Origin of the sequence: Embleya sp. NPDC020630, assembly GCF_044334985.1 — a bacterium.
GTDB lineage: Bacteria > Actinomycetota > Actinomycetes > Streptomycetales > Streptomycetaceae > Embleya.
Genome location: NZ_JBIRUB010000001.1, coordinates 122703 through 135043, shown reverse-complemented (window position 1 = coordinate 135043; position 12341 = coordinate 122703). Strand labels below are relative to the sequence as shown.

General features: G+C 72.4%; 10 protein-coding genes. 4 read left to right on the top strand and 6 right to left on the bottom strand.

Annotated elements, in window-relative coordinates; all coding sequences use genetic code 11:
* Positions 1 to 385: 385 nt before the first annotated feature.
* Positions 386 to 1912, bottom strand: coding sequence for an MFS transporter (locus ACH4XV_RS00545; protein ID WP_395785707.1), 1527 nt, complete (start codon positions 1910 to 1912; stop codon positions 386 to 388).
* A 106-nt stretch (positions 1913 to 2018) separates the two neighbouring features.
* Between ACH4XV_RS00545 and ACH4XV_RS00540 the strand changes: the two genes are divergently transcribed.
* Positions 2019 to 2654 carry a TetR/AcrR family transcriptional regulator gene (locus ACH4XV_RS00540; RefSeq protein ID WP_395785705.1) on the top strand — a complete coding sequence of 212 codons (636 nt, stop codon included), beginning with the start codon at positions 2019 to 2021 and terminating at the stop codon, positions 2652 to 2654.
* Between the two features lie 20 nt (positions 2655 to 2674).
* Positions 2675 to 3379 (top strand): ABC transporter ATP-binding protein, encoded by a 705-nt coding sequence (locus ACH4XV_RS00535; RefSeq protein ID WP_395785703.1) that lies wholly within the window; start codon positions 2675 to 2677, stop codon positions 3377 to 3379.
* A 40-nt stretch (positions 3380 to 3419) separates the two neighbouring features.
* On the opposite strand, the gene pucL is transcribed toward ACH4XV_RS00535, so the two are convergent.
* Positions 3420 to 4310, bottom strand: a complete 891-nt coding sequence (gene pucL, locus ACH4XV_RS00530) for a factor-independent urate hydroxylase (RefSeq protein WP_395785701.1) — start codon at positions 4308 to 4310, stop codon at positions 3420 to 3422.
* Between the two features lie 284 nt (positions 4311 to 4594).
* On the opposite strand from pucL, the gene ACH4XV_RS00525 reads away from it, so the two are divergent.
* On the top strand, positions 4595 to 7066 hold the full coding sequence (locus ACH4XV_RS00525) for a protein kinase (protein WP_395785699.1): 2472 nt from the start codon (positions 4595 to 4597) through the stop codon (positions 7064 to 7066).
* Positions 7067 to 7147: 81 nt separating this feature from the next.
* Here the strand turns inward: ACH4XV_RS00525 and ACH4XV_RS00520 are convergent, their stop codons facing one another.
* Complete coding sequence (locus ACH4XV_RS00520) at positions 7148 to 7807, bottom strand: TIGR04222 domain-containing membrane protein (RefSeq protein WP_395785697.1); 660 nt, start codon at positions 7805 to 7807, stop codon at positions 7148 to 7150.
* An 81-nt stretch (positions 7808 to 7888) separates the two neighbouring features.
* Complete coding sequence (locus ACH4XV_RS00515; protein ID WP_395785695.1) at positions 7889 to 8371, bottom strand: hypothetical protein; 483 nt, start codon at positions 8369 to 8371, stop codon at positions 7889 to 7891.
* 133 nt (positions 8372 to 8504) lie between these two features.
* Between ACH4XV_RS00515 and ACH4XV_RS00510 the strand changes: the two genes are divergently transcribed.
* On the top strand, positions 8505 to 9506 hold the full coding sequence (locus ACH4XV_RS00510; RefSeq protein WP_395785693.1) for a glutamate ABC transporter substrate-binding protein: 1002 nt from the start codon (positions 8505 to 8507) through the stop codon (positions 9504 to 9506).
* 21 nt (positions 9507 to 9527) lie between these two features.
* Here the strand turns inward: ACH4XV_RS00510 and ACH4XV_RS00505 are convergent, their stop codons facing one another.
* Both ACH4XV_RS00505 and ACH4XV_RS00500 read right to left on the bottom strand, forming a co-directional pair.
* Positions 9528 to 11420 (bottom strand): propionyl-CoA synthetase, encoded by a 1893-nt coding sequence (locus ACH4XV_RS00505; RefSeq protein WP_395785691.1) that lies wholly within the window; start codon positions 11418 to 11420, stop codon positions 9528 to 9530.
* Between the two features lie 187 nt (positions 11421 to 11607).
* Entirely contained in the window at positions 11608 to 12294 is a 687-nt protein-coding gene (locus ACH4XV_RS00500; protein WP_395785689.1) for a hypothetical protein, read from the bottom strand.
* Positions 12295 to 12341 lie beyond the last annotated feature (47 nt).

Below are 12341 nucleotides of genomic sequence, written 5' to 3'. Positions count from 1 at the left end.
CCCCCGAAGTCGCTCCACCGCCCATCATCCCCGCCGAGCGGCTGTTTCGACAGGAACAGGCGGGAGGAGTGCCACGGCGCCGGTCGTCCCGTCGTCGCGATAGAGGTGCCCCGGGGCGGAGCACCCGCTGCCTGTCGCAGGGTACCCGCCTGCTCGCTCTGCCGCCCACGCCGCGTCCCGCTTGGACCGAAACACGGGGGAATCCCCCAGGCGTCGATCACGAAGAGTGGCCGCCGAAGCGGCATTTACTCCACTGATCGGTGTTTTTCGGACGTGTCGCACCTCCGGACCGCGAACACCCGGACCGGTTCGCGGGAACCGGTCCGGGTGACGAGGTGTCGACGGGCGAGCGGAGGACCGCCCGGCGGCGACGGCCGACGCCGTCCTAGTGCAGACCGCCGGTGGTCTCGGCGGGCAGCTCCGACTTGTCCACCCGCAGCACCGCGACCGCGATCACTGCGGCGACGGCGAGCAGGATGCCGGCGGTCATGAAGCCCGCCGTGTAGCCCTCGGTCAGGGCGACCTTGATCGCGTGCAGGTCGGGGGCCTTGCCGCCGAGCTTGGCCACCTCGTCCCGCAGCTTGTCGTCCTTGGCGCTGGAGTAGATCGTGGTCAGCACCGCGATCGCCACGGCGCCGCCCACCTGCTGGGTGACGTTGAGCATCGCGGAGCCGATGCCCGCGTCCTCCGGGGCGATGCCGGCCACCGCGGTGGCCATGATCGCGACGAAGATCAGGCCCATGCCCAGACCGAAGATGATCATCGCGGGCAGCAGGCCGGTGACGTAGCTCGAGTCGACGTCGAGCATCGCGTAGTAGAACAGGCCGACCGCGGCCAGGACCGGACCCACGGTCAGCAGCACCTGCGGGCCGATCTTCGGCAACATCACGCTGGTGAACTGGGCCGAGACCATCACGCCCGCGCACAGCGGGAGATAGGCGAGACCGGACTTGATCGGCGAGTAGCCCGCGACGAGCTGCATGTAGAGGGTGATGAAGAAGAACGAACCCATCATGCCGCCGGCGGCGAGCGCCATCACCACGTAGCTGGCGGAGCGGTTGCGGTTGCGGAACAGCCGCATCGGCATGAGCGGTCGCTCGACCTTGAGTTCGATCACGATGAAGGCGGCGATCAGCACCGCGGACAGGGTCAGCGAGCCGATGGTCAGCCCGTCGCCCCAACTCTTGTCCGCGGCCCGGATCACGCCGTAGACCAGCGCGGTCACACCGAGCGTGGAGGTGAGCGCGCCGGGGATGTCCAACCGGCCGCGCCAGATGGCCTTCTCGCCGGTCTTCGCGTCGTCCGGGATGGCCAGCGGGAGCGCGGCCACCAGGGCTATTCCGATCGGCACGTTGACGAACATGACCCAGCGCCAGGACAGGTACTCCACGAGCAGGCCGCCCATGAGCAGGCCGACCGCCGAACCCATGCCCGACACCGCGGCGTAGACGCCGAACGCCTTGTTGCGTTCCGGCCCTTCCTCGAAGGTGGTGGTCACCAACGACAGGACCGCGGGGGCCACCATCGCGCCGCCCACGCCCTGGAGGGCGCGCGAGGCGAGCAGCATGGCCTCGTTTCCGGCGAACCCACCGAGCAGGCTCGCGACCGTGAACACGATCAGGCCGAGCGCCAGGAGCCGGCGTCGGCCGAAGAGGTCACCGAGTCGACCACCGAGCAGCAGCAGGCCGCCGAAGGTCAGCATGTAGGCGTTCATCACCCAGGAGAGCGATGTTTCGCTGATGTCGAGCGCCTTGCCCATGTCGGGAAGGGCGATGTTCACGATGGTCGCGTCGAGCACGATCATCAACTGGGCCCCTGCGAGCAGGGCCAGGGCCAGTCCGCGACGCGCGTGCGGCGCCTCGGCGGACGGGGATCCGGTCGAACCGGCCACCTCGGGAGGTGCCGTCGTCATGGATTGCCTCGCATTGCTAGTGGACGTGAGCGTTCTCTACGTGAATCTAGAGGTTATGCCTTAGAGAACGCAAACGTTTTCTGTAGCATGGCAGGCGGAGGTGACAGTGAGCACAGGAGTACGCGCCGGTCACGTCGAGACAGCCCTGCTGGTCACCGACTACCGACAGCGCCCCCGCAAGCGCGGCGTCACGCTGGAGCGGGCGATCACCGAGGCCGTGGTCGCCGAGCTGGGTGAACGCGGCTACGCCGGGGTCACCTTCGAGGGCGTCGCGACCAGGGCCGGCACCGGCAAGTCGGCGCTGTACCGGCGCTGGCCGGACAAGGTGGGCATGGTCGCCGACGCGCTCTCCGCCACGCTGCCCGACCCGGAATCCCTGTCCTTCCCGGGCACATTGCGCGGCGACCTGATCGTCTACCTGGAGGCCATCGCGCGCGGCATGCTCGGCCCGCTGGGCCTGGGCACGCGGATGTTGTGCGGCGAACTGAGCCGACACCACGAGTTCGCCGAGATGTGGGAGCAGCGGGTGGTCGGCCCGTGGACGGCGCTGCTGACCGACGTGATCGCCGACGCCATCGCCCGCGGCGAGGCCCGCCAGGGTGCCCTGGCCCAGGAATGTGTGCTGGCCGGACCCACGTTCCTGTGCCAGCGCTTCACCGTCTCGGGCGTGCCGATGACCGGCGCCGAGATCGAGTCCCTGGTGGACAACGCGCTGATCCCGATGCTGGCCTTCCGCGACTGAGGGCGGGCTCGCTCCGACGCATGCCGAAAGCGGGGAAGGCGACGGCCGACGCCTCCCCCGCTCCCGGCCGCGGCCTGCGGCTGGGCTACGGCGACCGCGTCGTCGCCGACGACATCGACCTGCACGTTCCCGCCGGCAAGGTCACCGCGCTCGTCGGCCCCAACGCGTGCGGCAAGTCCACCGCGCCGCGCGCCTTGGCCCGCCTGCTCAAACCGGCCGCCGGCGTCGTGCACTTGGACGGGAGCGACATCGCCGACCTGCCCGGGCGCGAACACGCCCTGCGCCTGGCCCTGTTGCCGCAGACGCCGAGCGCGCCCGGCGGGATCGCGGTGCGCGACCTCGTGGCCCGCGGCCGGACGCCCCACCAGCGCTGGTGGCGGCAGTGGTCCTCGGCCGACGAAGCCGTGGTCGACCGTGCCCTCCAGGTCACCGGCGCCGCCGCCCTCGCCGATCGTTCCATCGACGAGCTCTCCGGCGGCGAGCGGCAGCGCGTATGGATCGCGGTGGCGCTCGCCCAGGACACCGAGGTGCTGCCGCTCGACGAGCCCACGACCTGCCTCGACCCCGCCTACCAGGTCGACGTGCTCGAACTCGTCGCCGACCTCAACCGCACCGACGGGCGCACCGTGGTGATGGTGCTGCACGAGCTCAACCACGCGTGCCGCTACGCCGACCATCTCGTCGCGATGCGCGCCGGCCGGGTCGTGGCGGCGGGCAAGGCGTAGCGGGGCAGGCCGGGCCACCCGCTGTCGCGGCCCGTGGCTGCTACTCCCAGGGCAGGTCGGCCAGGGCCGGGGCGGCGTCGTCGCGCAGGACCGTGCCCTCGATCAGGCCGTACGGCCGGTCCGTGACCTGGTACACCTCCCCCGGGTTGGTTTGGCCGAACGGGCTCAGGTCGACCTCGACGTGGTGGCGGTTGGGCAGGGTCAGGCGTACCTCGGCCAGGTGTTCGTGCTCCGCCAGGACCGCCTCGCCCATCGTGTACAGGGTGTGCTGGAGCGAGAGGCTGTGCGTCTCGGCGAAGGTGCGCAGCAGGGTGTCCCGGGCGGCGCGGAACGAGGCGTCCCAGTCGGCCGGTGGGTCGCCGTCGCGGCGATGGCGCCAACGCGCCCGCACGGTGGTGGCCAGGATGCGATCCCGGGTCGGTGCGAGCGTCGTGTAACGGTCCGTCGGGAAGCCGTGGAACTCGGATCCGGTGGACTTGAGCACGGCCACGTCCGCCAGGCCGGAGCAGACCTCGACGCCCTCCGGTCCGTGCACGACCCCGGCGCAGCGCGCCCCCGCCGCCCGGGTCCACGCGTGCGGGTGCGGACCGTGCGTGCCGGCGATCCGGACCCAGGGGTATTCGAGCAGGCGCACCCGGGCGGTGTCGATCGAGGGGTGCGCGTCGACGAAGTGTCCGGCCAGGCGCAGGCCGAACTCCTCGATCGGGGGCAGCGGTCGGTCCTGGGCGAAGGCGTACACCACGGCGCGCATCGTGTCCGTGGGCACCACCCGGGCGTTGTCGCCGCGCAGATGGGTGTCGGCGAGATCGCCGGACAGGGACACCGAGACGTCGAGATCGCACAGTTCGTGATCGGTCGCGGTGGTCCGGGTCACCCGGGCCAGGCGCACCTCCGCCTTGCCATATCGATTCGGCCCCAGAACGATCGCCATCGGTCCGACTCCCTCGTCATATCGGGGTGTGGTTGCCGCGAAGCCAGTGTGCCCACACGGTCCGGCAGAACGTCGGAATCCGGACATGTGCCGTTGTTCCGGCGCCCGTCCGGAGTCGGTAACAGGAGATCGACGGGGCGGTCCGGGTCCTCGGTGACACCCCGACCCGAGGGGTAGGCTGCGGCGAAGTCCGCGGGGAGGCGAGACCGACAGGGCCGTCGGCATGCCCTGGGGCCACTCCCCGCCTTGGCACAGAACGTACGTACGTGGAGGGGGCGGCAGTCATGGATCCGCTGAAGCCGGGCGATCCCGGGGTTGTCGGGCGGTACCGACTGTCGGCCCGACTCGGTCGGGCCGGCCTGGGGACCGTTTTCCTCGGTCGTGCGCCCGGTGGTGAGCAGGTCGCGGTCAAACTGGTGCGGTCGGACCTGGCGGCCGACAAGAAGTTCCTCGAACGGTTCCGTACGGACATGGCGGCCGCGCGCGAGGTCGGCGGCGCGCATGTCGCCCACGTTCTGGACGCCGACGCCGACGGCACGCCCCCGTGGCTGGTGGTCGAGCATGTCGCGGGCCCGTCCCTGGAAGCGGCCATCGAGGCGCACGGGGCGTTTCCGGAGCGGACGTTGCGGGTGCTGGGTGCCGGGTTGGCCGAGGGCCTGGCGGCCGTGCACGAGGCGGGACTGACGCACCGTGACCTGAAGCCGGCGAACGTCCTGCTTGCCGCCGACGGGCCCCGGGTGGCGGACTACGCGCTGGCCCGGGCGCTGGGTGCGGCCGGGCTGAACCGGACCGGCGTGGTGGAGACACCGGGGTTGCCCGCGCCGGAGCAGGTCACCGGCGGGTCCATCGGTCCGGCGATCGACGTGTTCGCCCTCGGCGGTGTGCTCTGCCATGCGGCGGGCGTGGCGCCGTTCGGTACGGGGTCGGCCGCCGAACTCGCCCAGCGGGTGGTCCGGGAGACGCCGGACCTGACCGAACTCCCGGACTGGCTGCGCGAGATCGTTACCGACTGCCTGAAGAAGCGGCCCACCGCGCGACCCACCGCGGCCGACCTGGTGGCCCGTTTCGCGGCGGCCGACCCGGCGACGGACTGGCTGCCGAAGGCGACGGCGGCCCTGCTCGCGACCCACGCGGCGGAGGCGGCAGCGGCCTCGGCCAAGCAGGTGGAGATACCGGACGCCGACGAGGCGGACACGGTGGAACCGGGCGACGCGGACGGCTCGGACAGCTCGGACGGCTCGGACTCGGCGGAGGAGCCGGAGACGGCCGAGGTCGCGGCATTGGCCGCGCTCGCGGCACCTGCGGCGCCGCCGCCGGCCGCGGGGGCCAAGGCGACCGGGAAGACCAAGCCGCGCACCGGCGCGGCGGCGGCTCGGAAGACGGCCGACGAGGCGGACCGGCCCGATGCGGCGGCCGACGACACCGAGGCCAAGCCCGCTCGACCGGCGGCCAAGGCCACGAAGACGAAGCCGGGCAACTCGGCGGCCGACAACGATGACGACGCGGACGACGCAACTCCCGTAACCACCCCGGCAATCCGCAGCGGCAAGCCCGGCAGGCCCACGGCAGCCGCGAGTTCCGCGGCGGACGCTCCCGAGGACGACGCAACGCCCGTCACCACCCCGGCGGCACGAGGCAACAAGGTCGGCAAGGCCAAGCCCGCCACCGAAGCGGCTTCCGACACGGAAGCGCCCGAGGACGACGGAGCCCCGGTTGCCACCCCGGCGGCGCGAAGCGGCAAGGCCAAACCCACCAAGGCCGCCACCGAGGCGAGTTCGGACACGGACGACGCCGAAGACGACGCGACCCCCGTCGCCACACCAGCGGTCCGGGACGGCAAGGCCAAGCCCACCGAGGCGAGTTCGGGCGCGAGCGCCGCCGAGGACGACGCCACGCCCGTCGCCACCCCGGCGGCGCGAAGCGGCAAGGCCAAACCCACCAAGGCCGCCACCGAGGCGAGTTCGGACGCGGACGACGCCGATGACGACGCGACCACGCCCGTACCCGCCGCGCGCGACGACAAGCCGAAGGGCAAGGCCGGAGCAAAGGCCGCGGACGACGACGCGACCACCCCCGTGGCGGTGCCCGCCGTCCGCATCGGCAAGGACGAGGACGACGCGCCGGCCGCCGATCCCGCGCCGCCCGCGCCCGAGTCGGGCAAGCCGAAGGGCAGCTACGACGGCGGCGAGCCGGTCAAGGTGCCGGTCGTCCGGCGCGGCAACAACGCCGAGACGGTCAAGGTCCCGCGCAAGCCCGACGGCCCCGCACCGGCGGGGGCCGGCGCCGAGACGGTCAAGGTGGAGCATCCGCCCGCGAGCCCGGTGGGCGCGACCACGGTGCTGCCCGCCCCCGCGCCACCGGTCGCCGCACCGCCACTCCCGACCGCGACTCCCGCAGCCGCCGCGACGTCGGCCCCGCAACCGGGCTCCGGCCTGCCCTTCCCGCTCGGCCTGACCGAGCAGCGCCCCACTCCCGAGCAGCGTCCGGCCAATCCGCTGCTCTGGCACGCGGTGATCGCGCTGCTCGGGGTGACCGCCGTCGGAATAGGGCTGTTCCGGCTCACTGACTCCGCGTGGCGCGACGCCCAGAACACGATCCTGGGCATGGTGCTCCCCGGCATCTCGGTACTGGCCGGCCTCGCCGGCCTGGGCACGCTGGTCCTCGCCGTCATCGACGCCCGCAAGCGCACCCCCCAGGGCGTACCCCCGCTCGCCACCACCCCCCACCACCCCACCGAGGCGGACTCACCCCGCTAGGTCCACCCCGCTAGGTCCCATCACGCGCCACCCGCGATCCGCCGGTCGTCCACCCGACGACCGGCGGGCCCGTTTCCGGGCTCAGTACGAGCCGGCGCAACTGCCCGACGTATCCGGGTAGCTGCCGTAGTTCCGGAACGTGGAGCTGTAGCCGCTGCTCGGGTCGTACATCTCCCGCCCACCCTCGTCCGCCGGGCGCTTGCGGCGCTTCCCCTCCCGCAGCCGCCGGATCCGCGCGTCGGACAAACGGAAGGCGGCGCCCGTTTCGTCGTCGTGCAGCCCGCGTCGCCCGAACAGCGCCGCTCCCCCGATCACGTCGGGCGGGCCCTCCCCCGCCCAGTCGACCCGGCCCCACTCCCTGCGCGCCGCCCCCAGGCACCGCACACCGGCCGGCGTCACCGTCATCCCCCGCCGGCCGAACGGTCGCGTAGCCCGCCGCAGCAATCCGGCCGCGACCAGGCGACCCCGCACCGCGAGGATCGCCGGAGCCTCGGCCGCGGCCAGCCGTACCTCGGTGAGATCGGCTCCGCTCTCGGCCGGCACCAGGGCCAGGATCGTGTCCTCGATCGGCCCCTCCCCCACGCGCGCCGTCGCGGTCAACCGGCCCTCCCGGGCCACGAGCAGCAGTTCGCGGACCCGCAGGCCGACGATCGTGGTGTCCACCACGCGTCCGGGGCCACCGGCCAGGAAGGCGAGTTCGTGGATGCCGACGGAGACGGGAGCCGACCCGGAAGTCTTCATGGATCAGGTGTACCGCCCCACCCGCCGTGCTCGAACATCCGGACGGCCATCGTGGGCAACTCCCTCATCGTCCCCGCCCGTTCAAGCGCGGGCCGCGCCTGCGGGCCACACCACGTGGACCTGCTTGCCGGCCGCGCGGGCCCGGGTCACCGCTTCGGCGGTGCCGCCCCGGTTGTCGTCGGGCCGGCCGTCCCAGACGGCGAAGAGCACGTCGGCCGCCGCGATCAGGTTCTCGTTGGCCGCCGCGTAGGCGTCCCGCGAGGCGTGGGGGTACGGCATCACCCGAACCTCGTCGGCCTCCGCCAGCAGGTGATCGAAGGTCGTGCGATAGGCCGCGCCGACCCTGGACTCGCCGTAGTCGGCCGACGGCAGCACCACCACCAGCCTGCCGCCCAGGTCGAGCACGGCCCGGGCGAAGATCGCGTCCGCGCCGGCCGCCAGGCAGCTGTAGCCGACCAGTTCGTCCGGCGCGACACCGGCGAGCAGGTCCCGGAGCGCACGGTCGACCAACGGCGCCGTTCCCGCCGCGAGGTTGATGTGCCCGGTGATGCCATAGCTGGTCACACGCGCTCCAAAAGTTGATCGATCACACCGAGGGAACCCCCCATTATTTGGGCAGTCGGTCCCGATTTCCGGCGGATCCGATCGATAATCGGACCGCACCGGCACTCGCGAACACCGGCCCACGGGGAGTGGCATGCACTGGGGAGCCCGCCGCACGGCGACCGCGGCGGCAGCCGTCGCCCTGGCCGCAACGCTGGCCGCCTGTACCGGCTCGTCGGGCGCGCCGCCGGCGGAGGTCCGTACCGCCGCCGACCCGGTCGTCTCGGGAGCACATCCGGCCGGCCCGGACGACTACCCGAAACCGTCCACCGCCGCGCCGTGCGACCCGCGCCGGAGCCTGGCCCCGCCCGACCCGCTGCCCGCCGGCGGTCGCATGCCGGCCGGGTCGACGATGGAGACCATCCAGCGGCGCGGCTACCTGATCGTCGGGGTGGACCAGAACACCCGCTACTTCGCCGAGTTGGATCGGCGCAGCGGCCGGATCCAGGGCTTCGACATCGATATGGCCAAGACCCTCGCGCAGGCGATCTTCGGCGGCCCCGACGACCCCGCGCACATCCGGTACAAGGTGATCACCCAGGCCCAGCGGCCCGAGGTGCTCCGGTCCGGGGTGGTCGACGTGGTGATCGACACGATGACCATCACGTGCGAGCGCAAGCACGAGGTGGCGTTCAGCAGCGACTACTACACCGACGGCCAGCGGGTGCTGGTCCGCAGCGACTCCGACGTGCATTCGCTCGCCGATCTGCGCGGCAGGCGGGTGTGTACGGTGCGGGCGACCACCTCGATCGTGTTCCTGCGCGACGATCCGGCGGGCGTGCTGCCCTACGCGGTGGAGAACTGGACGGACTGCCTGGTCGCGTTGCAGCAGGGCGAGGTGGACGCGGTCTCGACGACCTCCGCGCTGCTGCACGGACTGCGTGCGCAGGACTCGGACACCGTCGTGGTCGGGCCGGCGTTCAGCGACGAACCGCACGGCATGGCCTTCCCGTTGGCGCACGAGGACTTCGTGCGCTTCGCCAACGGGCTGCTGGAGCGGATGAAGCGCGACGGGTCGTGGCAGCGGTTGTACGACACCTGGCTGGCCGGGCCGCTGGGCCCGCAGTCGCCGCCGCGCGCGTCCTACGCGAACTGATCGCGCCGCGATCCGCCGCTGCTACTCGTCGACCAGCGTTGGCCGCAGGGCGTCGAGCACGGCGGGATCCTCGATCGTGGACGGCGGTTCGGGTCGTTTGCCGTCGGCGATGTCGCGCATCGTGCGGCGCAGGATCTTGCCGGACCGGGTCTTGGGCAGAGCGGGCACCACGTCCACCCGGCGCAGCGCGGCCACCGCGCCGATCGTGTCCCGGACCCGGCGGACCAACTCCTCGGCGACCTCGGCCGGTTCCCGGTCCACGCCGGCCTTGAGCACGACCAGGCCGCGCGGCACCTGGCCCTTGAGTTCGTCGGCCACCCCGATCACCGCGCACTCCGCCACGTCCGGATGGCCCGCCAGGACCTCCTCCATCGAGCCGGTGGACAGCCGGTGTCCGGCCACGTTGATCACGTCGTCGGTGCGGCCCATCACGTAGACGTAGCCGTCGGCGTCCTTGCGCCCCCCGTCGCCGGTCAGGTAGTGGCCGGGGAAGGCGGTCAGGTAGGAGGCGACATAACGCGCGTCGTCGCCCCACAGGCCGGTCAACGTGCCCGGCGGCATGGGCAGTTTGAGCACCACGGACCCGTCCGTGCCGGGCGGCACCTCGACGCCGTCCGGGTCCAGGATCCGCACGTCGTAGCCGGGTACCGGCAGGGTCGGCGAGCCGGGCCGGGTCGGCTGCGGCTCCAGGCCGATCGGGTCGGCCACGATCGGCCATCCGGTCTCGGTCTGCCACCAGTTGTCCACCACGGGCACGCCGAGCAGGTCCCCGGCCCAGCGGTAGGTCTCCGGGTCGAGGCGCTCGCCGGCCAGGAACAGGGCGCGCAGGGCGGACAGATCGTGTCCGGCGAGCAGTTTCCCCTCCGGATCCGCCTTGCGGATCGCGCGGAACGCCGTCGGCGCGGTGAACAGCATGGTGGTCCGGTGCTCGGCGGCCACTCGCCAGAACGCGCCCGCGTCGGGGGTACCGACCGGTTTGCCCTCGTACAGCACGGAGGTGCAGCCGGTGAGCAGCGGCGCGTAGACGATGTACGAGTGGCCGACCACCCAGCCCACGTCGGAGGCGGTCCAGCTCACCTCGCCCGGCCGCACGCCGTAGATGTTCTCCATCGACCAGCGCAGCGCCACCGCGTGCCCGCCGTTGTCCCGGACGATGCCCTTGGGCGGGCCGGTGGTGCCGGAGGTGTAGAGGATGTAGAGCGGGTCGGTGGCCGCCACCGGCACACACGCGACCGGCTCTGCGCTCGCCATCGCGGTGTGCCAGTCGAGGTCGGTGTCCGTCAACTCGGCAGTGAGCTGCGGGCGCTGCAGGATCACCACGTGGTCCGGGCGGTGTGTGGCCTCGGCCAGGGCGGCGTCCACGAGCGGTTTGTAGGCGATGGTGCGGGTCGGCTCGATGCCGCAGGACGCGGCCACCACCACGGTGGGCCGGGCGTCGTCGATCCGCACCGCCAACTCGTGGGCGGCGAAGCCGCCGAACACCACGGAGTGCACCGCGCCGAGCCGGGCGCAGGCGAGCATCGCCACCACCGCCTCGGGCACCATCGGCAGGTAGAGCACGACCCGATCGCCCCTGCCGACCCCGAGGCCGCGCAACACGCCGGCGAACCTCGCGGTCAGGTCGAGGAGTTCGGCGTAGCTCAACCGGCGCCGGGTGTCGGTGACGGGCGAGTCGTACACGATGGCCGCCTGGTCGCCGCGGCCGGCCGCCACGTGCCGGTCCAGGGCGTTGAAGCAGGTGTTCAGCACGCCGTCGGGGAACCAGCGGTACAGCGGCGCGGCACAGTCGTCCAGGGCCCGGGTGGGCGCGGTGATCCAGTCGATCGCCTCGGCCGCCGCCAGCCAGAATCCGTCCGGGTCGTCGAGGCTTCGCCGGTACGCCGACGCGTACGCCCCGCCCTGGTCGCGACTCATCCGCGGTTCCTCTCGGTGGTTGCGGCAGGGCGCGGTGTGACGATGCCGCCCCGCCGGCAGGATCCCGACGGAGCGGCACGAAGTCAAGACGCGCGAACGGACGTTCGGACACGCCTCGGCGGGTCGGGGCGACCGGGTCGGGTCGCCCGTGCGGGCCGCCGACGCGAGCCGGTTCGGACCGCCCGGCTCAGGCCACCGGGTTCAGCGTGGTGACGATGCTCGACGCGGTCGGCATGGCGTCCCGGCCGCTCTGCCTGCCGGCGTCGATCGCGGCGTCCAGGTCGTAGCCGTTGCGCGCGCCGAGTTCGTTCTCCACCAGTTGGGACAGCAGTTCGTTGGCGGTGCCTTCGAGAGCGGCCACGGCGGGTGCGGTGGCGATCTCGATCACCCGGGCCATCAGCTCTTCCTCGAGTTCCTTGAAGATGCGTTTGACCGCGGTGCGCACGATGCCGACCTCGGCCAGGCCGGCGATCGCGGACAGGCCCAGGGTGAAGGTGGCCGCCGCAGCGGCGGCGGCGATCGCATCGGCCAGGATGATCAGTTGGGCGATGGCTCTGCCCTTGGCCACCTCGATCACCACCGCCGCCGCGTCCAGCGCCTTGGCCAACATCCGGGCGCCCTCGGCCAGGTCGTGCAGATGTTCGTTGTTCAGCTTGCCGTAGTGCGCCTCGAACGCCTCGGCGGCCATCCCGCTGGTACCGGAGAGGATCCACGCCGCGCCGTTCTTGCCGTCAGCCCGCGCCTCGTCGATCTCGTCCGCGAACTCGCGGTAGGCGACCGCCAGTTCCTTGAACTCGTCCTCGTCGAGATTGGGCCAGTCGATCCCGATGACGTCCAGTGCCGTGTCCAGATAGCCCGGTACGGTGATGCCCACAGTCGACCCCCGTCGTCGTCGCCCACGCCCGAACCGGCGGGGCGCGT